The sequence below is a fragment of the Erythrobacter sp. S267 genome (assembly GCF_057365045.1).
Genome location: NZ_CP200298.1, coordinates 1 through 21180, shown reverse-complemented (window position 1 = coordinate 21180; position 21180 = coordinate 1). Strand labels below are relative to the sequence as shown.

The following is a 21180-nucleotide window of genomic DNA, read 5'->3' as shown; positions in this document are numbered from 1 at the left end:
CACTCCGGCGCCAGCACCTGCTTCGGCACCCCCTCAGGCTGAGGGCACCATGTCGCTTGAGCAGCTTCGTACGCTTACAGATGCGATCCGCGCTGAAGTGGCAAAGGCCATCGTCGGACAGGACGAGCTGATCGAACAATTGCTGGTTGCCATGGTTAGCCAGGGTCACGTGTTGATGGAGGGGCCTCCGGGCACTGCAAAGACCTTCCTCGCAAACGCCTTTGCAACCGCGTTGGGCCTCGATTTTGGCCGCATCCAGTTCACGCCGGACTTGCTGCCGGGTGATATTCTGGGCTCGAGCCTATTCAACTTCCAGACCAGCCAGTTCACGCTAACGCGCGGTCCCATCTTCTGTGAGCTTCTGCTCGCCGATGAGATCAACCGCACCCCGCCCAAGACGCAGGCAGCTTTGCTAGAAGCGATGCAGGAACGCCGCGTGACGCTGGATGGGGAGACACACAAGCTGGCCGACCAGTTCATGGTGGTCGCAACGCAAAACCCGATTGAGAACCAGGGCGTTTATCCGCTGCCAGAGGCGCAGCTCGACCGCTTCTTGTTCAAGCTGCTCGTGCCTTATCCAGATGAGGCGGAGGAAACGCGGATTGTTGCAAGCTATGGATCGCGCCAAGGGCCGCAGCGTCCCGCTGATCTGGGCGTGAAAGCCGTCGCTGACACCGGCATGCTTGCCGCTGCTTCGGGCGCTCTTGCGCAAGTGACGGTCGCGGATGAGATCACGCAGTATATCGTTCGACTGGTTCGCGCGACGCGCGAGCATCCTGAGCTTGCTGTTGGCTCCTCCCCGCGCGCAGCGGTTATGCTTGCTGGAGCGGCCCGCGCTCGCGCTGCGCTGAAGGGGCGCGCCTATGCGATCCCTGACGATGTCAAAGCGCTCGCTGTGCCCGTCCTGCGCCACCGCCTCACTTTAAGTCCGGCGGCAGAAATTGAGGGTCGGGACGTTGAGGAGCTAGTGGCAGAGCTGGTCGAAAGCACCGAGGCCCCGCGCTAAGCTACCAATGGCAACGTCCTTCGCCCTTCCTCTGGTCCCGACCGAGCGCGCTGCCTGGCTGATCGCAGCCTTTGCGCCAATCGCCTTGGTGATCGCCGCGATTTCTCCGCAGCTATGGGTGATTGCGCCGATTGCTGCGCTGTCGATGGTCGCGTTAATCGTGCTCGACGGATTGATGGCTGGCGGTGTGGAGGATTGGCAAGTCATAGCGCCCAAGGACACAGAGGTCGGCCAGCCGACCGCGCTTGATGTCCATGCACGCTTCGTTCGCCGCTTTGTGAGCCTGCCCGAAGCCGCGCTCGAATTCGACCCACGGCTTGCCCCTGGCGGACGCGCAACGATGCGCCTCGTAAGAGGGGAGGAGGCGCATAGCGGTTCTTTCGAAGCCAAGCCTGACAGACGCGGGACAGGCGAAATCACGAGCGCCTGGCTGCGCTGGTGCGGGCCCTTGGGCCTTGGCGCACGGCAAGTGAAGCGCGATCTTGATGAAACTGAGGTACGCATTTGGCCGGACCTCTCACCCGTGCGTTCCAAGACGCTCCAGACCTTTCTGCGCGATGCCCAGACCGGGCTCATCGCAAGGCGCATCCGGGGCGAAGGCACACAGTTTGAATCGCTCACCGAATATGAGCCAGGGATGGATCGCCGCCGGATCGATTGGAAGGCAAGCGCGCGCCACGTCCATCTCTACGCCCGCGAAAATGAAAGCGAGCGCAACAATCAGATCGTCTTTGCCTTCGATTGCGGGCAGGCGATGTGTGAGCCGGTTGACGGCATGCCGCGCATTGACCGTGCTGTGACGACAGCACTTACCTGCGCCTATGTTGCGCTCAAAGGCGGAGACAAGGTTGCGCTGTTCGGCTTTGCCCAGCGCCCGCAAGTCATGACGCCGTTCGTCAACGATTACCGCGCCTTTCACCGCTTGCAGAGCGCGGCAGCCGGCCTGGATTACGACGCAGCAGAGCCCAATTTCACGCTCGCCCTCGCCTCGCTGACCGCGAAGCTAAAGCGCCGCTCGCTCATCGTGCTGTTCTCCGATTTCACCGATCCCACGGCAGCGGAAATGATGATTGAGAGCATCGGGCGGCTGGTCTCAAAGCACCTCGTCCTGTTCGTGACGATCGCTGATCGCGACCTTGAGGACTTCATTGGCCAAGATCCCGAGGACATCGCGACGCTGGCTCGTTCTGTCACCGCGGACACTTTGCTGCATCAACGCCAGGTTGTGCTGCAAAGGCTGCGGCGCATGGGCGTCGATGTGATCGAAGCTCCGTATGAGCAGATCGGCTATGACCTGATCGACAAGTACTTTCTGATCAAGAACAGCGAGGCGATCGGATGAACGCGCCTGCTAAAACAGCCACTCCGAGCCCCGCGCGCAAGCTCTCCAATTGGTTGGGCCGCGGCGGCGGTGACATCCAAGCGCCCGCTGACATTGAAAGCGCCGCCCTGCGCTCTGACCGCTTCCGATTGGAGCGGGAGGAGGATTGGCGGCGTCTTGAAGAGATTGTCACCCGGATGGAAGGCGGCGGCCTCAAAAAAGTCGATGACGAGGATTTGTTGGCGCTTCCAACGCTGTATCGGACAGCCGCCTCCAGCCTCTCGGTTGCGCGTGAAACCAGCCTGGATGCTGCGACCCTGCGCTACCTTGAAAACCTCGTCCAACGCGCATGGTTTCAGGTCTATGGTCCGCGCAAAGGTTTTTTTGCATGGTTCAGCGGCTTCCTGTTTGGCGGCTGGAGCAAAGCGGTGCGCGAGATTTGGCTCGACATCTGCATTGCGTTGTTCGTCATGGTTGCCGGCACTGTTGTGGGCTGGTTGCTGGTCGCGCGCGATGAAGCGTGGTTCTTCCGCCTTGTCCCCGTCGACCTCGCCAGTACCCGCGTGCCGGGGGCCAGCCGCGAGGAACTGATGGAGACGCTGCAAGTGGAGAATTCCACCGACGGCCTCTCAATCTTCGCCGCTTCCCTTTTCAGCAACAATGCAGGCGTGTGCATCCTTGCCTTCGCGCTAGGCTTTGCGTTTGGCATTCCATCGTTGATGCTGCTGGTGCACAATATGGCGCTGCTGGGGGCGATGCTGTGGCTGTTCAATGAGGCCGGTCTGATCGTTGAATTCTCTGCATGGCTTTCCGTGCACGGGACGACTGAGATTTTCGGCATCCTCCTATCAGGAGCCGCAGGTCTGCATATTGGCCGCTCTATGGCGTTTCCGGGCGAGAAGTCGGTGCTGGAAGCCGCTTCGACCAGCGGGCGGCGGGCGGCAATTGTGATGGTCGGTGTCGTAATCATGATGATCATTGCCGCTTTGCTGGAGGCGTTCCCGCGCCAATTGGTGGACGGGGCGCAAAGCCGCTTTGTGATCGGCGGCATGTTCCTCGCCTTTTGGCTGGCCTATTTCTTCCTCTACTTCCCGGCCCGCACAGATGCGGATAGCGACGCAGAGGAGGGGCAGGCGTGAGCGCGCAAGGTACAGCGACGGGGCCTACGCCCTATCAAGCCGCCACCGCGCAGCTGGAAAAGCGGCGGCGCATGCTGGTCACGCCAGAGGGGATCGCAGTGCCTGTCACCATCGCCTCTCGCGGGAGCCGGCTAGGGGCACTGATCCTCGACTTTCTGATTCTGATCTTCGGCACAATCGCCATCGTCCTTTTCCTCGTCTTCGTCTTCGGAGGCGTGCTTCAGGAAGCAGGCGATGCGCTTGACCGGCAGGTTTCAGGGGCGGCGGAGTTTGTCGTCATCCTGCTCATCCTGCTCGTCTTCATGGCTCGCTATGGCTATTTCTTGAGCTTCGAATTGGGCGCGCGCGGGGCGACCTGGGGCAAGCGGATTGTCGGCATCCGCGTCGCGGCGCGAAATGGCGGCAGACTGACCCCCGAAGCGGTCGTCGCGCGCAATCTGTTGCGCGACATAGAGCTGTTCATGCCGCTCATCTTCCTGATGGTTGCACCGGGCGGAGATGCGGGCAATTTCGGCCTTGCGGGGATGATCTGGTTCCTCGTCTTCATGTCCTTCCCCTTTTTCAACAAGGATTCGCTGAGAGCCGGAGATGTGATCGCGGGCACGTGGGTCGTGGAGGCTCCGCGCACCAAGCTGGCCGATGCGCTGTCTACCCAAGGCGCGATCAAGGAAGCGGCGAGCAACGTCACCGGCGCGCGTTACGAGTTCGGTGATGAAGAGCTCTCCGTCTATGGCGAGCATGAGCTGCAAACCCTCGAACGCATGCTGCGCGACGCTCAGCCCGAAGCGCTCGCGGCGGTCCATGCGACGATCTGCCGCAAGATCGGTTGGGATCCGGGCGCCGGAGACGAGCGGGCCTTCCTAGAGGCGTTTTACGGCCAGCTGCGCGCCAAGCTGGAAGGCGACATGCGCTTTGGAGTTCGCAAAGCGGACAAGTTTTCATGAGGCTCAATAGGCGAGAATGGGTTGGCGGCGTGCTGGGTACAGGCTTGGCCGCCGCGACAGGCGCGTGCGTTCCAGTGGATCAGAGCCCGCTCGGACGGCTCGATGCCTCACTGCGCATAATCGAGGCGGCTTCCGGCGGCACTTTGGGTGTTGAGCTGTTTGACGTGGATTCCGGACTGTCGGTTGGCCTTAATCGCAATATGCGCTTTGGCCATTGCTCTTCCTTCAAGCTTTCTCTGGCGGCCATGACTCTGGCGCGCGATGCGGCGGGGCAGGATGATGCGGATCGGCTGGTGACTTGGGGCGAGGACGATCTGATGTTCGTCTCCCCCTTCACCACCCGCCGCCTCGCAGAAGGCGCGACCTTGCGCGAGCTGGCAGAGTTCACACAGAAATATTCGGACAATGCCGCGGCCAATATCCTGCTTCGCGAGTTTGGCGGGCCTGAGGCTCTTACCGCGTTCTGGCGCTCTATCGGAGACGATGTCAGCCGGCTTGATCGGATCGAGCCTGCGCTCAACAACGTCCCTGTCGGAGAGGTCCGCGACACGACTACGCCCGCCGCCATGGCGCGCACAGTGGCAAAGCTGGTTTATGGCGATGTCCTCCCGCCCGAACATCGCAACACCCTTATGGCTTGGATGGTCGACACACCAACCGGAGCCCGCCGCGTGCGTGCGGGTTTGCCAGAAAACTGGGTAGCGGGCGACAAGACCGGGACGTCGATCTGGCCGGGCATGGGGCGGCTCTATGTCGATATCGGCGTGGTCGAGACGAACCTTGGCAGGACGCTGAGCTTCGCGTCCTATTTCCGCGCCAAGGGACAAGGCGGCGACGGCATGGTGCCTGAGGAAGAAGCGGTGCTCGCCAATGTGGGCGGCGTGCTAACAACTTTCGCCGAGCGTCGAGGGATCGCTGCAGGCTAGCTCGTCTGCTGGAAACTTGGCACCGACATGGGTTTGTCTGAGATACAGCCCATCCCGGATGCACGCTCGCAGAATTCTAGTGGTCAGGCGTGGCCGTGGGCTCCGAAGGCTCCTCTCCGCCAAAGATCGCCACTTCGTTGAGGCCGCTGCTGTCAGCGCGCCCGCGATACATGCCGGCGGTGTTGAACGAGTAGATCGTGTGGCCCTCTGGCGTGACGAGGATGATGCCACCGTCACCTCCAAGCTCGGCGACTTCGGCCATCACGCCGTCTGAGATGCGTTGGGCCCGTCTTCTCTCCCAGATGGCCATCGCGGTTTCAGTGTTTCCCGTGAGCATATCATTGAGCTCACCACTCAAGCCACCTTCTGGAATGAGAGTGCGAGCGCCGGGGTCACCCACACTATATCGCAACCGCGTACAAATCTCATGCGCCACGCCGACGCGGATGAAGAACTCGCCCCAGCCCGTTGCTGAGACTGCGCAGGAGCGATTGTCCGCATAGGTCCCCGCTCCGATGATCGGCGCATCACCAACGCGACCCCAGCGCTTGCCGGTCATCCCGCCGGTAGAAGTGCCCGCAGCCATGTTGCCATGCATATCGAGCGCGACCGCGCCCACCGTGCCAAACTTGTGATCAACATCCATCGCAGAGAGCGCACGCGCCTTCATCCGCTCAAGGCTCTCGCGTCGCCGCTCGGTCGCGAACCATTCGGGCGCAGTGACTTCGAAGTCCTGCTCGCCAGCAAATTGTTCCGCACCTTCGCCGATCAGGAAGACGTGCGGACTGTCCGTGCGCACGCGATCGGCGAGAAGAATCGGATTGCGCACGGTCGTCACACCCGCCACAGCGCCTGCGCTGCGATCGCGCCCGTCCATGATTGAGGCGTCGAGTTCGTTCGTCCCCTCCCAGGTAAACACCGCTCCGCGCCCCGCGTTGAACAAGGGATTGTCCTCCATCGGAATGATCGCGGCCTGCACCGCTTCCATCGCCGTCCCGCCATTGGCGAGTACCTCAGCGCCCGCATCCAGAGCCTCCTGCAGAGCGGCCTCGTATTGCGCCTCCATCTCCGGTGTCATCAGATCGCGCCGGATCGTCCCCGCGCCTCCGTGGATCGCGAGGGACCATTTGGGCGAGCCTGTCGACTCAGGGGTCTCGGTCATGTGATCCTCGGCAGAAGCGGATGTGGGCAGGAGAGCGGCGCTGAGCGCGGCGGCGAATGCAAGAACAGCGTTTTTCATGGCTTGCATCGCTAACCCATCTTCGCCCATTGCTCCAAGGAACAATTTTGACGGGATCAAGAGGGATCAAGATGAGCGCATTCGGCAAAGAGACGACCACAGATGAAGTGCTGGCGGGCAAGGACCCGTCAGGCAAGACCGTCTTCATCACCGGCGGCAATTCGGGGCTGGGTCAGGAGACGGGCCGTGCGATGGCGGCGAAGGGCGCGCATGTTGTTCTCGCTGGTCGCGATCAGGCGAAGCTGGACACGGCGGCCAATGCGATCCGAGGTGACACAGGCAGCGCAAGTGTCGAGACAATCCTGTGCGACCTTGGCTCACTCAAAAGCTTGCGCGCTTGCGGGGCCGAGGCAGCGGAGCGCTTCGACAAGATAGACGTTCTCATCAACAATGCCGGAATCATGGCGACGCCTAAAGGCACGACTGCGGACGGGTTTGAGAGCCAGTTTGGCACCAATCACCTCGGGCACTTTGTCCTCACCAACCGCCTGATGCCGTTGATCGAGAATGGCAGGGATAAGCGCATCGTCAACCTGTCGAGCCGCGGTCATTTCATCACGCCCGTCGCACTCGATGATGTGAATTTCGAGCAGCGCGAATATGATCCCTGGATGAGTTACGGCCAGTCCAAGACCGCGAACATTCTGTTCTCGGTGGGGTTGGAGGAGCATTTCTCCGACAGGGGGATCCATGCCTATGCCGTCCATCCGGGCGGGATTAACACCAACCTCAGCCGTCACCTCTCCGAGGAGCAAGAGCAAGAGCTGATCAAGAACGTGACCACCTCCGACCCAAGCTTCAAGTTCAAGACCATTCCGCAGGGCGCTGCGACGTCGGTCTGGGCGGCAACGGCTGAGGAGTTGGAAGGCCAAGGCGGCGTCTATTGCGAGGATTGCCATGTCGCGGCGGTGGACGATGAGAGCCGCAATAGCGGCGTGCGCAGCTATGCAGTCGACAAGAGCGCGGCGGACCAGCTTTGGGCGTTGTCGGAGAACCTAACCGGAGAGGTTTACTCTTAACTACTCTGCCAAGAAATCCGTCAACAAAGCCAGAGTGTCCTTCGCCTCTCGCGTCGGGACCACCGCCATGAAGACATGCGGCGCGCCTTCATATTCGTAGAGCTTGGCGTCCACGCCCGCATCACGCAGCTTGCCGACAAAGGTGCGAGAATCGATGATGAAGAGATCATGCCGACCGGTCCAAATCCGCGTCGGCGGGAGTTGCGCGAGGTCTGCGGTCGCGGTGTAGAGCGGGCTGCACTCCGCACTTCCCGGATCGCGGTCTCCCGCAAACATCTGCCCGCAAGAACGCAGAGTGCCGATTTTGAGCATGATGTCATGCGGCTCGACCGCCTCAATCGCGGGGTCGGCCATGGTCACGTCAAGCCACGGCGCGAACAAAGCCAACTTGCCGGGTTGAGGGCCTCCGGCTTTCGCCAGCCGCAGCGCAAGGGACAAAGCCATATGCCCGCCCGCGCTATCGCCATTGAGGATGATCTTGGCCGGGTCGTGGGTTTCAGCGATCTTGGCAAAGGCCGCATCCGCGACCGTGTCTTGCTTCTCCCAAGAGCTCTCAGGCACCACCTCATACATGGGCAGCGAGATGCTCACTCCGCAGGTATCAACCATCGCAGCAGCGAGCGGCCAGTGCTCCTTGAACATAGGCAGGACAAAGCCTCCCCCGTGGAAGTAAAGCATGTGCCATTCAGCCGGGCCCGACTTGGGGTGGAGAGTGATGATCTTCTGGCCAGCCGCCTCCCACTCCTCAACCTGGAACTTCCCATCGAAATGGGCAGGCATCTTTGCGTCTTTGGGCAGTGGACGCGCGGCCATGTAGTCTTCAAAAGCGTCGGCTGTGTGCGGGAAAACCGGCTTGCGCTTGCTCATCAACCACTTGATCCCGCGCATCATCATGCTGGGCTTGGGACTGCGCAGTTCGGTCGTGGTGTTGGTCAGCATGGCTCTACTCTCCTGTCGAAGGCGAGAGTGGACGAGGCACGCTCCAAGTCAAGTCAGCGCATCAAGCGGGATTCATGCCCGTGACTAGCCCCTCACTCAGCCACTGGCCCAGGATCGCTCCTGCGCGCATCGCAGCATTCTGGACCTGCTCTGCGGTTGGTTCAGTAGTATCGCCCAGCAGCAGGCCGATCATCTCGGCATAGGTCACGCCATTCGTCATCGCGGTAAAGACGGCGGCGTGGTCCGCCTCGAACATCTGGAAAGTGGGCCGCTCTCCCTCGCGCCAGACGAGACAGGTTTGCGCGACAGCTAGCTTGGCATCAGGCTTTTGCGGAGGTTCCTCATCCAAAGCACGCCACATCTTATCGAGATCACACCCCACCAGCCGTGCAGCACTTCGAGGTTGGAATTGCAGGCGAAGAGAGGCCCAGTCCTCCTCGCCAAACGCAGCGCTTGCTTCGGCAAAGCCCTCAGGGGTCAACGGCTCGCTATCGGGAGCGGTCGCAAGGTCCCGCAATGTCCATTCGAGCCAAGCGAGTTCAGCGAGTTCCCGATTGTTCCCAAACAGCTGAGCGCAAGTTGCATCGAAGCCAGCGCCTGCCTCATCAATCGTCCAGCCAGCGGGAGGATGATGGATGACGTGGTGCATGCTCGCCTGCCGAAACGGGCCCTCTCCCACATAGAGCGCGGTGCGTTCATAGATGTCGGCGAGTGCGCCCATCAGCGCGGAGCGATAATTGCCACGATAGACCTGCATTCCCATCGCTTGGCTGTTGCCCCAGCCATCAGGCAAGGCCACGCGATCATCGTGGATTGCGCGCAGGAAGGCGCTTTGTTTGTCAGCCAGTGTGAGGTTGGAGGGCGCGGTCATGCGGGCACCAGCGCCTCATCAGCGATGCCGCGCGCACGGTCTAATTCGGTCAGGAGCTCCGGCAGAGGCGGGATGTCTTCATCGCGCTCAATCATCGTTGCGACAGGCTGAGGCAGCATCGCGGCGGCCTTCGCGTACAGCGCCCAAACAGGGTCCGCGACGGGACGGTCGTGAGTGTCGATGATGATATTGCGCTCCGACGTCGCAGGATCGTGCCCGGCCAAGTGGATTTGTCGAACCCGGTCGAGCGGGATACCGGCCAAGTAGTCCTCAGCTGAAAAGCCGTGATTCTGAGAAGAAACATAGATGTTGTTCACATCGAGCAGCAGGTAGCATCCCGTCCTGCGCGTCATCTCTGAGAGGAACTCCCACTCCGAAAGCTCGTCCTCAGGGAAGGTGAGGTAGCTCGACGGGTTTTCGAACAGCATCGCGCGGCCAAGCGTGTCCTGCGCATGCGAAATATTGCTGCATACGACGCCCAAAGCTTCCTCAGTGAGAGGCAACGGCAAGAGGTCATGCGAATTGTGCGCGCTGGTGCGGGTCCAGCACAGGTGGTCGGACACCCAGAGCGGATCGATCCGCTGTTCAAGCCGTTTGAGCTTCGCCAGATGGTCTTGATCCAGTCCGCCCGCTGAACCGATCGACATCGAAACACCGTGCAGGATCACCGGCAGTTTCGCGCGCACCTGCTCCAGAATGCGCATCTGGCGACCGCCCTCGATCATGTAATTCTCGCTGATGACCTCAACGAAATCGACTGCAATGTCGCTTTCAAGAAAGTCGTCATAATGCGTGCGCCTGAGGCCAAGGCCAAATCCTCCAAAGGGCGCAATCGGGTCGTGCGGTTTGGGCATAATTGCCTCCTTAGCAGATATTCGCGTGATGGATGTCACTGACCTTTCGGAAGCAGAGGCGCGGGCGTTACATTCTCGCGCACAAACTACCTTGGAACACGTTCTCTCACCGAGGGAAACGCAGCCTTTTTTCGATAAAATGTAACCAACTCCAACAGGCCGCCGAACCACCGATCAGTTCCGTCACTGCCATCCCCTGATACCCCCGAGAACCCCGGGCAGTGGCGGGACAAGAGAAACAAACCCCGTTTGGAGAAAATGCCATGAATGCCAAATCAATCGCCTCACTCGCCGGTCTCGCTCTTGCCGCCGGTGTCACCGCAGGCCTCACCACCGCTCCGGTCGCTGCCCAAGGCGCGAAGGAAAAGTGTTACGGCGTCTCACTCGCCGGTGAAAATCAATGCGCCGCTGGCCCGGGCACAAGCTGCGCCGGCACTTCGACCCGCGACTACCAGGGCAATGCCTGGACCTATGTCGACAAGGGCACCTGCACCAGCATCGAAACGCCTAAGGGTAAAGGCTCACTGACGCCTATTCGTCGATAAGACATTTGGAAGCGGGCGGCTTCTCAGGCACAATCGATGCCGCCCGCTTCCCCACTTTTGGAGGATATAATGCAAGCACTGAATTCAATCTGGACGCGCATTACCGGCATCTTGTCGGGCAGCGTCATCGAAAGCATCGGACTTCTGCTGGCGCGTGTGGCGCTGGGAATGATTTTCTGGCGCTCTTATGAAACCAAAGTCGTTGATGGCACCTGGCTGGAAATTGATCCGGTACAGTACATCATCTTCGCCAATGAGTTCACTGGCTTGCCAATCTCTCCAGAGCTCGCGGTGCCAATGACTGTCTATGCCGAGTTTGCCCTGCCGATCCTCTTGATCCTGGGCCTGTTCAGCCGCTTTGCTGCTGCTGGTCTTGCCGTGATGGCGCTGGTGATCCAGATCTTTGTGTTCCCGACTTGGGCACACTTCTTTGGCTGGGACATCACCGTGCTGGCTTTGGCTGCTGTGATAATCAGCCGTGGTCCGGGCATGTTCAGCATCGATAAGGGTCTGAACCTCGCTTTCGGAAACAAAGCGGCCTAAGCAAAGACCTTGAGGGACAAGACCAATGGTAGCCGACGAGCCCACATTTGCCCGCCTGATGGCAGCAGCACAGGATGGCGATAAAGCCGCCACCAATGTGCTGCTGTCAGAGGCAGGGGTGTGGCTCGAACGCTATTTCAAGCGGCGCGTCCCCCCGCATTCGATCGACGATCTGGTGCAGGATGTGCTGATTGCCTTCTACACCAAACGAGCAACCTGGGACCCATCGCGTCCCTTCCTGCCCTGGCTCGCAGCCATTGCGCGCTATCGCTGGGTCGACCACCTGCGCAAAGTCTACAAGCACGACGCCAAGGAACTGTTTGAAGACGATGCGGTTGAAGACAGCGAAGAAGAAGTCGTCATGTCGCGCGTCAGCCTTGACCGTTTGTTCGGACAATTGCCCGAGAAACAGGCGACTGTGATCGAACTGGTAAAAATCGGCGGCTTCTCCATCCGTGAAGCAGCCGAGAAAACGGGGCAGAGCGAAAGCCTCGTCAAAGTGAACATCCATCGTGGCCTGAAAAAGCTCGCCACTTTGGTTGAGGAAGAACGATAGAAGATTATGGAAAAGCAACAATCCCGCGAAGACCTGATTGCAGCGCTCACCGCTGACGTCACCCCCGTGAAGCGTGTGCGCGCCCGCGATGGGGCGGCACTGATCGTGTTTGCGGCTCTGGCGGCGGGAATCAGCTGTATCATGATCTTCGGTTTCTGGACCGGATCGATCACAGGGCAGGCCTCGCCCTTTTACTGGATCAGCAACCTGCTGCTGGCCGTCGTTGGCGCGTCGAGCACGGCGGCGCTGGTCTCCAGCGCGACGCCGCGTGTGGGTGGACGCAGCACGGCTCCAGGATGGAGCACGGCGATGCTGGCGGTGATGCCGATTGCGGCGATCATCACGTTGGTCTCGATCGAAGCGGGTCATGATCACGGCCTCGGCCTCAACGATCCGGGCCTGCATTATTGGGAGTGCGCAGCCTATGGTCTGGGCGCCAGCTCAATCATTGCTCTGGCTGCTATCATGTTCCTGCGCAAAGGCGCGCCGGTCTCGCTCGACCGTGCGGGCTGGCTGGTGGGCCTTTCGAGCGGCGCTCTCGGAGCACTTGCCTACAACATCACCTGCCCGTTTGATGGCATCCTTCATGTCGGCATCTGGCATGTCGCGCCGGTGTTCCTTGCAGGCGTGTTCTGGCGCTATGCTGCGCCGCCGCTCATCCGTTGGTAGGGCGCTGGTAGGAGGTTTTCCTACTCAGGTGCGGGAATGATATGCCTTTCCGCATGATCCGGAACACAGCAGAGTCGCAAAAGGGCAGCATAATCGCCATAAAGCCTGTATAGGCACCACTCGCATGCCAAGGGTCGGCTTTTCGCCCCTAGACAGTGTGCCAAGTGTGTCAAATGACAGGTTGAGAGCGCTTTAGATGAATGCCATCCGCCCCTGGCGAACGATTGAACGCCGTGAATGCCGCCAAATTATGGTCGGCGATGTGCCCGTTGGTGGGAATGCTCCGATAACGGTGCAGACCATGACCAACACGCCGACAGAGGACGCGGTCGCGACGCTCGACCAGATCCGCCGGTGTGAGGATGTGGGCTGCGACATCATCCGCGTCTCCTGCCCCACGGAAGAGGCGACGGCGGCTTTCAAGAAGATCACCAAGGCCGCACGTATCCCAATCGTTGCGGACATCCACTTCCACTACAAACGCGCACTCGAAGCCGCCGACGGAGGTGCAGCCTGCCTGCGCATCAACCCCGGTAATATCGGCGGCGACAAGCGCGTTGCAGAAGTCGTCCGCGCCGCCAAGGACAATGGCTGCGCCATCCGTATCGGTGTGAACGCCGGCAGCCTCGAGAAAGACCTGCTCGAGAAATATGGCGAGCCGTGCCCCGAAGCGCTGATCGAAAGCGCCCTGCACCATATCAAGCTGTTGCAGGATCACGACTTCCACGAGTTCAAGGTCGCGGTGAAAGCCAGCGACGTCTTCCTCGCCGTCGCCGCCTATCATGGCCTCGCAGACGCGGTGGATTGTCCACTGCACCTTGGCATTACAGAGGCCGGCGGGTTGATCGGCGGAACGGTCAAGTCCTCCATCGGCATGGGCTCGCTGCTGTGGGCCGGGATCGGCGATACGATCCGCGTCTCGCTCTCTGCAGAGCCAGAGGAAGAGGTGAAGGTGGGCTACGAGATGCTCAAGGCACTTGGTCTGCGCACACGAGGCGTTCGCGTGGTCTCCTGCCCCTCCTGCTCGCGCCAGGGCTTCGACGTGATCCGCACGGTCGAGACTTTGGAAAAGCGCCTCGAACACATCAAGACGCCGATGAGCCTTTCGGTCCTCGGCTGCGTCGTCAACGGCCCTGGCGAAGCGCGCGAGACCGATATTGGCCTCACCGGCGGGGGCTCGGGCAAGCACATGGTCTACCTCTCCGGCATGAAGGACCACACGATTGAGGACGAGGACATGCTCGACCACATCGTACGTCTGGTCGAGGAGAAGGCGGAAAAGATCGAAGCCGGCGAAGCGACCGCCTTCGACCCACACGCTGAAGAAGTCGAAGCGGCGGAGTAAGCACAGAAGCTATGCTGAAGCCGATCTTTGCCGGATTGCTCGCCGCACTGCTGGTGGCGGGCGGAGCAACCGTCCTCAAAGCCACGGTAGCTTCCGGGCACGACTATCCCGAAGCGCGCTCCTTCACCGTATCGCAGGACGCGAGCGCCGATGTCGACGCTGCCCTCACCCGCGCTGCAGAAAGCAAAAAGCGCGTCCTGCTTGTGCTGGGCGCGAACTGGTGCCACGACAGCCGCGCGCTGGCCGGTTGGCTGGCGACCGAGCGGTTCGAAGCGCTGATCGAGGAGCGCTACGAACTGGTCTTCGTCAATATCGGCATGCCGCAATCGGACGATGGGCATAATCTAGAGATCGCTCAGCGCTTTGGTTTGGACGACCTTCCCGGTACTCCCAACCTGCTGGTGCTGACGCCGGAGGGCGAGCTCATCAACGCCGACACAGCAACGACATGGCGCAACACTGCGAGCCGCGAGGAAGATGCAATCTTCGGAGAGCTGGAGCGCCTTGCCGAGATGGATTTGTGAGAAAACTGGCTTTCACTTTACTCGCAATGCTAATGCTCTGTGGATGCGCGAACCATCCGTCAGAACAGCAACTCGTTGACGAATTCAACGAAAGAAGAGCAGGGTTTGATTCTCTTGCGGACCTAGCCTCAGAAGATACGCAGTATTCACGTATCTCTTTCGAATTCACCCATCCGAATTGGGAGTTGCCAGAGAGCGAACGTTCGGGCGATCCGCCTCAAGCCAAGTGGGACACCTACCGCAAAATGTTCGAGAGACTCGATCTTGAATCGGGCGTCACAGTCTATGGTCCAGACATGATCGTACTTGAACGGAGTTCATCGGGGCTCATAGTAGCCGGCTCGTCGGTTGCATTCATGCGGACAGATGAACTGCCCAAAGAGATGACACTGCTTCCGCCATCGGCACCACTCGACTGCCACATCAAGGAAGTCGGCTGGTGCGAGGTTGCAAAGCGGCTGGATGGAGATTGGTATCTCGTCCTTGAACGGCACTAAATGCTCCACGTCGTCCATCACGCTGATTACATGGCCCCTCGCCCGGAGCGGGGGACGTTCAAGTTCGACAAGTACTATCTGGTGATGGAGGCGCTCCGCACCTCAGGCGCACCCGTCACCGAACATGCACCTGACCCCATGCCGCGCGAGTGGTTGGAGGCGGTGCATGATCCCGCCTACGTGGACGAGGTCTTCCGCGCCGAAGTCCCGCGCGAGAAGGAGCGGCGGATCGGATTTCCGGTGACCGAGCGCATTCGCGACCGGGTGAGGCATACCAATGGCGGGACTTGGCTCGCCGCGCAGCTTGCTATGGAGCATGGCTATGCGGCGAATTCGGCTGCGGGAAGCCATCATGCGCTGGCCGACACGGGAGCGGGATACTGCGTGTTCAACGACCTCGCTGTTGCCTCCAACCGATTGCTGGCTGAGCGGGATGCCAAACGCATCCTGATCGTCGATCTTGATGTGCATCAGGGCGATGGCACCGCCAGCCTGACCGCCGCCAACCCCGACATCGCCACCCTCTCAATCCATGCAGAGAAAAACTTCCCGGTGCGCAAGGCCCGCTCCAGCGTCGATATCGGCTTGCCCGATGAAACAACGGATGCGGGCTATATGAGTGTGCTGGAGAACCACTTGCCAAGGATGCTCGACGGGTTCCAGCCCGACCTTGTGCTCTATCAGGCGGGTGTTGATCCGCATGTTGAGGACAAGCTCGGGCGGCTCAGTCTGAGCAACGAGGGCCTTGAACAACGTGATCGCTTCGTCGTCCGCGCTGCGCGCGAACGCGGGCTTCCGATCGCGTCGGCGCTGGGAGGGGGTTATGGAGACGACCAACGCGAGGTCGCCGAACGTCACGCCCGCTCCATGCTTGCGATGGCGGATGAGAATGCGCGGCTTAGAGTGAGAGCCTAGCGAAAGCCCTTAACGCAGGCCGGGCGCGAAGTAGATGTCGACATAGTCGGTCAGGCCATCGCACCACTCAAATTCGCGCAGGCGGTAATAGGAGCGGCGCTGGGTCGCCTCGAACCGCCAGACCTTGTGCTCGCTGCAAGTGCGCCCCGCAGAGGGTGCATTCAAGATCGTTATACGACCGTCGAAGAGGAAGTAGTCAGGGCCAATCTCTTGGATGAAACCATCCAGAGAAAGCTTACCAGCATCTCCGCCATCTTGCTCACCAGACATGAACCAATGCCCTTGCTCAGACACGCGTATGCTCAACTCACCCCGGGTGTCCCAGCTGATCCATTGAAGCGTTAGCCCTTGCTCGCTCTTCAGCCGTTCCACATCGTTATTGCTGAGGATGCGCGTCGGTGGCAGCGCGGAGCCTTCAAGATGTTCTTCGACCACATCCATGATATGTTGGCCTGCCAATGCCGGCCCGCTGACGGACAGACAAAGCCCGATCGAAAGCAATGTTCCCAAGAGCGGTTTAGACATAGAAACTCCCCCAAGACGATTCGCAAAGACACTACGTCAAACAGGATGCCCCGAGAATGAACAGCCACGAAACCGACTATCTGATCATAGGCGCGGGCGCGGTTGGCCTCGCCTTTGCTGACACTCTGCTGGACGAAGATCCGGATTGTCACATCACGATCATCGACAAGCATGCCGCCCCCGGTGGGCACTGGAACGACGCCTATTCCTTCGTGACGCTGCACCAGCCAAGCGCGACCTATGGCGTGAACTCAATGGAGCTATGCCCCGACCGCGTCGACACGCATGGGCACAATGCGGGGATGTATCCGCTGGCGAAACACTCAGAGCTTCTGGCCTATTACTCCAAGCTGATGAGCGAACGGCTGATCCCGTCAGGCCGCGTCGCCTACCATCCGCTGACGAGTTACGAGGGCGGCTCCGACGGCACACATACAGCGCATCATATCCTGTCGGGTGAAGAGACGACCTTCACCGTCCGGCGCAAGCTGGTCGATGGCACGTGGTTCAAGACCTCCGTCCCCTCGACCCACAAAGCCGGGTATCAGGTTGCTGCGGATGCGCGCTTTGCGGTGCCGGGCGATCTGCCGGGCCTTTGGAAAGACACCGACAACCTGCCCGAACACTTCGCCATTATCGGCGGCGGGAAGACGGCGATGGATACCGCTGTCTGGTTGCTCGAGGCAGGCGTCTCCCCCGATCGCATTGACTGGGTGCGTCCGCGCGACAGCTGGATGTTCAACCGCAAGCTCCTCCAACCCGCTCAGCATCACATTGACCGGCTGATCAAGTTCCAGGTCGATCTGGTTGAATGCGCCGCGTCCTCGGATACCGGGGATGAGATGTTCGCAAAGCTGGGAGAGCTTGGCACGATGCTGCGGATTGACCCCGAAGTGACGCCGAAAATGTTCCACTTCGCTGTGATCTCCGAAGCCGAAGTCGCTCTTCTTGGTCAGATCACCAAGGTTCATCGCGGCAAGCGTGTGACAGCGGTTGAACCGGGCGCGCTGGTGTTTGGCGAAGAGCGCGTGTCAGTGCCCGAAAGGACGCTCTTCGTTGACTGCACCGCCAGTGCTGTTCCGTTTGAACAGCGCAACAATGGTCGCCCCTTCTTCGATGGGGATACGATCACCTTGCAATTGGCTCAGTCGCCCTTCGTACCCTACTCCGCTGCGCTCGCTGCCTTCATCGAGGCGAATTTTGAGACGGACGAGGAGAAAAACAACCTTCTCCCGCCCGCTCCGCTGACTGATACGACAGAGACCTATCCGTATGCGGTGATGGCCAATCTGATGAGCACCGCGATCCTCTCTGGCAACGAGAAGACCAATGCGTTCAACTCGAAAAGCCGCCTCCATCCCACCGGGCCAGCCATCGCCAAAATGATTGCTGAGAACGACCCGCGCCTTGCTGAATTTGCCAAGGTCGGCCCTGCGATTCAGGCCAATATGCCAGGCGTTATCAAGCTCGGCATGGCCGCCAAAGCGATCCATGAGGCTACCTCCTAAGTGGTTACCAGAGGGGGATTCACGGGAACGCCATGTTGGGTTATGTAGTATAGTCATTATGAAACGCCGCGATCTCCTCAAAACCGGGCTTGTCGCCGCCAGCGCTGCCGCGCTTCCCGCTCTGCCCGCCAAACTCGCCGCTCAGCCGCGCGCCGGCTCCCCGCGCGACCGCGCCCTGTTCGACATTGCCAAACGCGAGCTCGACCGCGCAGGCGATGCGATTTGGCGCAAGGATATTGTCGGTATCTGCGACTACGGCGTTCACAGCGCGCGCGAGCGGTTCTACCTCGTCAATCTGCGCCTTGAAGAAGTGACCGCATTGCATTGCAGCCACGGCAAGGGTTCCGACCCTGAGCATGATGGCTGGCTCAATTCCTACTCCAATGTCGAAGGCTCAAACGCATCGAGTCGCGGCGCCTATGTCACCTGGGAGTGGTATACCGGACGCTATGGCACATCGGTGCGTTTGGGAGGGCTCGATCAAACCAACGACGCAGCCCTGCGCCGCTACATCGTCATGCACCGCGCCCGCTATGCCGAGCCGGAGCATCTGGCGCGCTATGGCCGGATGGGCCGGTCAAACGGATGCTTTGTTTTCGGACAAGAGCAATTCCGCGATGTGTTGCTGAACTTGTCCGGAGGTCGGCTGCTCTATTGCGACAGCCTGGGTTTGCAAGAGGACGGCGCGATGCTCACCCGCGAGCAGCAGCTGGCGTTGAACCTTGAGACGCTGAGGCCCGACAATCCGAGCGCTATGCAGCGGTACAATCCGGGGGCGTTTTAGAGGCGTGCCTTACAAGCCAACCTATGATGTTTCCGGCTCAGTCGGCGCAATTCCAACGGTCAGCATGTGGGCCAGTGCAATTGGATCGGCGGTTGTAGCCTTACCCTTCATGCTTGGGGCGATCATAGTTTATCCGATCGCCTTTGTAATAGGCACGGTGGGTGTCGCTCTTTGTCTCGCAATCGTGGGCCCGCCCATAGATCTGGTCCTGCGCCATACGTTGGGAGAAAACTACGGGCCAATGGCCCCCGTTATTATTGCCTTTGTTCTCGCAACATTATTGGCCGCAGCCTTGGGCGGAATGGGCTATCTCATATTCGTCTTGCCTTACGCCATTCCGGCGGTCCTGCTCTATCACCGTCAGATAGAGCTAGAGAAAAGCCTCAGCGGTTGAGGTGACCTAAGACCCCGCCAGCGGGTTGTTCTCGATCACGATGACCTCGTCATCGCTTTCGCCCGAGCGGTTCTGGACGCGGGCCTCGTCGAGGCTGGCGAGCACGGGCGCATCGCGGTTGTAGATGTCGTCAAAGGTCACCAGCTCGCCTTCGATGTTCACGCCCATGGTGAAATAGGTGATGTAAGCAGGGATCTCCCGCTCATTGCGAACCTTGGTGTAGCGGCCCGAGCGAGCAATCGCGACCGCTTCGTCCCGCGTTGCGCCTTTGCCAAGGATCGCCATCGTCATCGCCAACTCCAGCGCGCGCTCGGTGCGGATGCAGCCATGGGAGAGCGCGCGGTTGGCGTTGTTGAACAGGTGGCGCGACGGCGTGTCATGGAAGAAGATCGCGTGCGGATTGGGCATCTCCAGCTTCATCCGGCCAAGCGAGTTTCCCGGCCCCGGCTGCTGCACGACCGTGATCCAGCCATTCGCGCCCTCGGTCGCAGTGTAGCCGTTTGCACGCGCCCATTGCGGATTATCGAGCACGCGGCGGCCCAGTCCTTCGCCCACCACAATCGACTGTGGAACAGTCCAGGTCGGGTTGAAGACGACGCCTTCAATCATCTCGGCCAGCTGAGGTGTCGCAGTCCGGCCCGGCTTACCGACAACTGTCCGGTAGCTCTTGATGATACGGTCTCCGACGGTCAGACGCAGTTGATATTCGGGAACATTGGTTATCAGGTGAATGCGCCCCAGATCTCGCGGCAGCCAGCGCCAACGGTCCATATTGGCGCGGATGAGCTTGCGGCGTTCAACATCCTCCAATGGGGTGGCAGCCAGCTCTTCACGAAGGCGTGCGTAGTCGCCGTGGGTTGGGTTCAGCTCAGCAAGAACGCCAGCCACATCGCCCTTCGTAAGCGCCTCAGTGAGCAGGTCACCGGTACGGAACGTGTCGCGATCTGGATCGACGATAAACCACTGTTTGCGCGCCGACATCGGGGTGCGTCCATCGCGCAGATCCTCCACCAGCCAGACGAAATTGCGCGAAGCGAGCGCATCGAGCGCTTCTGACGGTCCTTCGGCCATCAGCGCCTTAAGCCCCATGAGGTTATAGTCGTCGGGGTCAAGGCCCTCATCCTCAATCCCCTCAATCACCTTGATCAGGCTGGCGACGTTCTCAGCATCCCATGCCTGCACCAGCGGTCCCGGAGGCGCGAGGTCGCCCTGCACCATCGGATCAGAGACCATTTGCGGAAAGGCTTCGTCAAAGCTTGCATCCGGCGCGGTTTCCGGAGTGGTGTTTGATGCACCGCTTTCCTGCTGCGCCAAGGCCGTGCTAGCGAGCAATCCCGCTCCTGCAAGACCCACTGCGAATGTTGCAACCCGTTTGCGCATATTAGCCTTCCCGTAAGCGTAGGATCGCACTGAATTGCGCGATCCCTTTTGCAAAGCAGAGAGAATATACCCCTGTTACCCGCCTGCTATCAAGCATAAGCGCTTTCGCTTTGATGAATCCGTGGCACGCTTGATCCATCGCCAGCGGAGCAAAAGCAGTGAGTGACCTTCCCGACCACTGCGCCTAAAGCAGGCTTTCCATGGACTCTCCAGCTTCCTCGTCCAACGCCGCCGCTGACGGCAATGCAGCGCGGCTGATGCCCTACATTGCCGCAATCGCGGGTGTGGGGTTTCTTTCGATGATGGACGCGTTCATGAAAGAGGCCGCGACTGCGACGGGGGCTTACACCGCGACCGTCTTGCGAGCTCTGATCGGCGCAGCGATTATCGCACCCTTCTGGCTGTGGCGGTGGAAGGGCTGGCCTGCCAAGGCGACAATGAAGCTCCATCTGGAGCGCGGCATCATCTCCGCCTTCATGGCGCTAAGCTTCTTTTACGCGCTCACCAAACTGCCGCTAGCAGAGGCCATCGCAATCAGCTTTGTCGCCCCGCTGGTGGCACTCTATTTCGCGCAAGTGTTGCTGGGCGAAGAGATTAAGCGGCAGGCGATCCTTGCCAGTGTGCTTGGCTTTATCGGGACCCTCGTCATCATCGGAGGGAAGATCGGCGAAGGCGAGTGGGACCGTGACATCATGCTGGGTCTTGCCTCGCTGATGTTCTCAGCCTTGCTTTACGC

The 21180-nt window shown here is 60.3% G+C and carries 24 protein-coding genes; 18 read left to right on the top strand and 6 right to left on the bottom strand.

What is annotated here, in order from left to right; all coding sequences use genetic code 11:
• Positions 1-49: 49 nt before the first annotated feature.
• The 5 genes from AC0V6X_RS00120 to bla are packed head-to-tail and all read left to right on the top strand — an operon-like array spanning position 50 to position 5336.
• A complete protein-coding gene (locus AC0V6X_RS00120; protein WP_486185488.1) occupies positions 50-1006 on the top strand; it encodes an AAA family ATPase in 957 nt (318 codons plus the stop codon).
• A 7-nt stretch (positions 1007-1013) separates the two neighbouring features.
• Positions 1014-2348 carry a DUF58 domain-containing protein gene (locus AC0V6X_RS00115; protein WP_486182562.1) on the top strand — a complete coding sequence of 445 codons (1335 nt, stop codon included), beginning with the start codon at positions 1014-1016 and terminating at the stop codon, positions 2346-2348.
• Positions 2345-3466 (top strand): stage II sporulation protein M, encoded by a 1122-nt coding sequence (locus tag AC0V6X_RS00110; RefSeq protein ID WP_486182561.1) that lies wholly within the window; start codon positions 2345-2347, stop codon positions 3464-3466. Before AC0V6X_RS00115 ends, AC0V6X_RS00110 begins: the two co-directional genes overlap by 4 nt.
• Positions 3463-4410, top strand: coding sequence for an RDD family protein (locus AC0V6X_RS00105; protein WP_486182560.1), 948 nt, complete (start codon positions 3463-3465; stop codon positions 4408-4410). Before AC0V6X_RS00110 ends, AC0V6X_RS00105 begins: the two co-directional genes overlap by 4 nt.
• Entirely contained in the window at positions 4407-5336 is a 930-nt protein-coding gene (bla, locus tag AC0V6X_RS00100; protein ID WP_486182559.1) for a class A beta-lactamase, read from the top strand. Before AC0V6X_RS00105 ends, bla begins: the two co-directional genes overlap by 4 nt.
• Positions 5337-5412: 76 nt before the next feature.
• Here the strand turns inward: bla and AC0V6X_RS00095 are convergent, their stop codons facing one another.
• Positions 5413-6585, bottom strand: a complete 1173-nt coding sequence (locus AC0V6X_RS00095; RefSeq protein WP_486182558.1) for an isoaspartyl peptidase/L-asparaginase family protein — start codon at positions 6583-6585, stop codon at positions 5413-5415.
• Between the two features lie 62 nt (positions 6586-6647).
• Here AC0V6X_RS00095 and AC0V6X_RS00090 point away from each other — a divergent pair, with 62 nt between their 5' ends.
• Positions 6648-7595: an SDR family NAD(P)-dependent oxidoreductase gene (locus tag AC0V6X_RS00090; RefSeq protein ID WP_486182557.1), complete on the top strand. Its 948-nt coding sequence runs from the start codon at positions 6648-6650 to the stop codon at positions 7593-7595.
• Here AC0V6X_RS00090 and AC0V6X_RS00085 read toward each other — a convergent pair whose 3' ends face one another.
• From AC0V6X_RS00085 to bufB, 3 genes are all read right to left on the bottom strand, one after another.
• Positions 7596-8534, bottom strand: coding sequence for an alpha/beta hydrolase (locus AC0V6X_RS00085; RefSeq protein WP_486182556.1), 939 nt, complete (start codon positions 8532-8534; stop codon positions 7596-7598).
• Between the two features lie 61 nt (positions 8535-8595).
• Complete coding sequence (locus AC0V6X_RS00080; RefSeq protein ID WP_486182555.1) at positions 8596-9405, bottom strand: HvfC/BufC family peptide modification chaperone; 810 nt, start codon at positions 9403-9405, stop codon at positions 8596-8598.
• Positions 9402-10259, bottom strand: a complete 858-nt coding sequence (gene bufB, locus AC0V6X_RS00075) for an MNIO family bufferin maturase (RefSeq protein WP_486182554.1) — start codon at positions 10257-10259, stop codon at positions 9402-9404. The genes AC0V6X_RS00080 and bufB overlap by 4 nt, the downstream gene beginning before the upstream one ends.
• A 263-nt stretch (positions 10260-10522) precedes the next feature.
• On the opposite strand from bufB, the gene AC0V6X_RS00070 reads away from it, so the two are divergent.
• The 8 genes from AC0V6X_RS00070 (at position 10523) to AC0V6X_RS00035 (ending at position 15853) form a co-directional block, all read left to right on the top strand.
• On the top strand, positions 10523-10804 hold the full coding sequence (locus AC0V6X_RS00070) for a BufA1 family periplasmic bufferin-type metallophore (RefSeq protein ID WP_486182553.1): 282 nt from the start codon (positions 10523-10525) through the stop codon (positions 10802-10804).
• A 69-nt stretch (positions 10805-10873) separates the two neighbouring features.
• On the top strand, positions 10874-11347 hold the full coding sequence (locus tag AC0V6X_RS00065; protein ID WP_486182552.1) for a DoxX family protein: 474 nt from the start codon (positions 10874-10876) through the stop codon (positions 11345-11347).
• A gap of 25 nt (positions 11348-11372) precedes the next feature.
• On the top strand, positions 11373-11903 hold the full coding sequence (locus tag AC0V6X_RS00060; protein ID WP_486182551.1) for a sigma-70 family RNA polymerase sigma factor: 531 nt from the start codon (positions 11373-11375) through the stop codon (positions 11901-11903).
• A 6-nt stretch (positions 11904-11909) separates the two neighbouring features.
• Positions 11910-12572, top strand: a complete 663-nt coding sequence (locus tag AC0V6X_RS00055; RefSeq protein ID WP_486182550.1) for an NrsF family protein — start codon at positions 11910-11912, stop codon at positions 12570-12572.
• A 196-nt stretch (positions 12573-12768) separates the two neighbouring features.
• Positions 12769-13917 carry a flavodoxin-dependent (E)-4-hydroxy-3-methylbut-2-enyl-diphosphate synthase gene (gene ispG / locus AC0V6X_RS00050; protein ID WP_486182549.1) on the top strand — a complete coding sequence of 383 codons (1149 nt, stop codon included), beginning with the start codon at positions 12769-12771 and terminating at the stop codon, positions 13915-13917.
• A gap of 11 nt (positions 13918-13928) precedes the next feature.
• Positions 13929-14441: a thioredoxin family protein gene (locus AC0V6X_RS00045; RefSeq protein WP_486182548.1), complete on the top strand. Its 513-nt coding sequence runs from the start codon at positions 13929-13931 to the stop codon at positions 14439-14441.
• Between the two features lie 245 nt (positions 14442-14686).
• On the top strand, positions 14687-14938 hold the full coding sequence (locus AC0V6X_RS00040; RefSeq protein ID WP_486182547.1) for a hypothetical protein: 252 nt from the start codon (positions 14687-14689) through the stop codon (positions 14936-14938).
• Complete coding sequence (locus AC0V6X_RS00035) at positions 14939-15853, top strand: histone deacetylase family protein (protein ID WP_486182546.1); 915 nt, start codon at positions 14939-14941, stop codon at positions 15851-15853.
• Between the two features lie 9 nt (positions 15854-15862).
• Here the strand turns inward: AC0V6X_RS00035 and AC0V6X_RS00030 are convergent, their stop codons facing one another.
• Positions 15863-16378, bottom strand: coding sequence for a hypothetical protein (locus AC0V6X_RS00030; protein ID WP_486182545.1), 516 nt, complete (start codon positions 16376-16378; stop codon positions 15863-15865).
• A gap of 56 nt (positions 16379-16434) precedes the next feature.
• Between AC0V6X_RS00030 and AC0V6X_RS00025 the strand changes: the two genes are divergently transcribed.
• Genes AC0V6X_RS00025 through AC0V6X_RS00015 form a run of 3 tightly spaced genes read left to right on the top strand, consistent with a single transcriptional unit; the run spans position 16435 to position 19064 of the window.
• A complete protein-coding gene (locus AC0V6X_RS00025) occupies positions 16435-17886 on the top strand; it encodes an NAD(P)-binding protein (RefSeq protein WP_486182544.1) in 1452 nt (483 codons plus the stop codon).
• Between the two features lie 58 nt (positions 17887-17944).
• Positions 17945-18670, top strand: coding sequence for a murein L,D-transpeptidase catalytic domain-containing protein (locus AC0V6X_RS00020; protein ID WP_486182543.1), 726 nt, complete (start codon positions 17945-17947; stop codon positions 18668-18670).
• A gap of 4 nt (positions 18671-18674) precedes the next feature.
• Positions 18675-19064, top strand: a complete 390-nt coding sequence (locus tag AC0V6X_RS00015) for a hypothetical protein (RefSeq protein ID WP_486182542.1) — start codon at positions 18675-18677, stop codon at positions 19062-19064.
• A 6-nt stretch (positions 19065-19070) separates the two neighbouring features.
• Here the strand turns inward: AC0V6X_RS00015 and AC0V6X_RS00010 are convergent, their stop codons facing one another.
• Positions 19071-20444, bottom strand: a complete 1374-nt coding sequence (locus AC0V6X_RS00010) for a L,D-transpeptidase family protein (protein ID WP_486182541.1) — start codon at positions 20442-20444, stop codon at positions 19071-19073.
• Positions 20445-20644: 200 nt separating this feature from the next.
• On the opposite strand from AC0V6X_RS00010, the gene AC0V6X_RS00005 reads away from it, so the two are divergent.
• The coding region (locus tag AC0V6X_RS00005) for an EamA family transporter (protein ID WP_486182540.1) at positions 20645-21180 on the top strand (536 nt) is incomplete at its 3' end.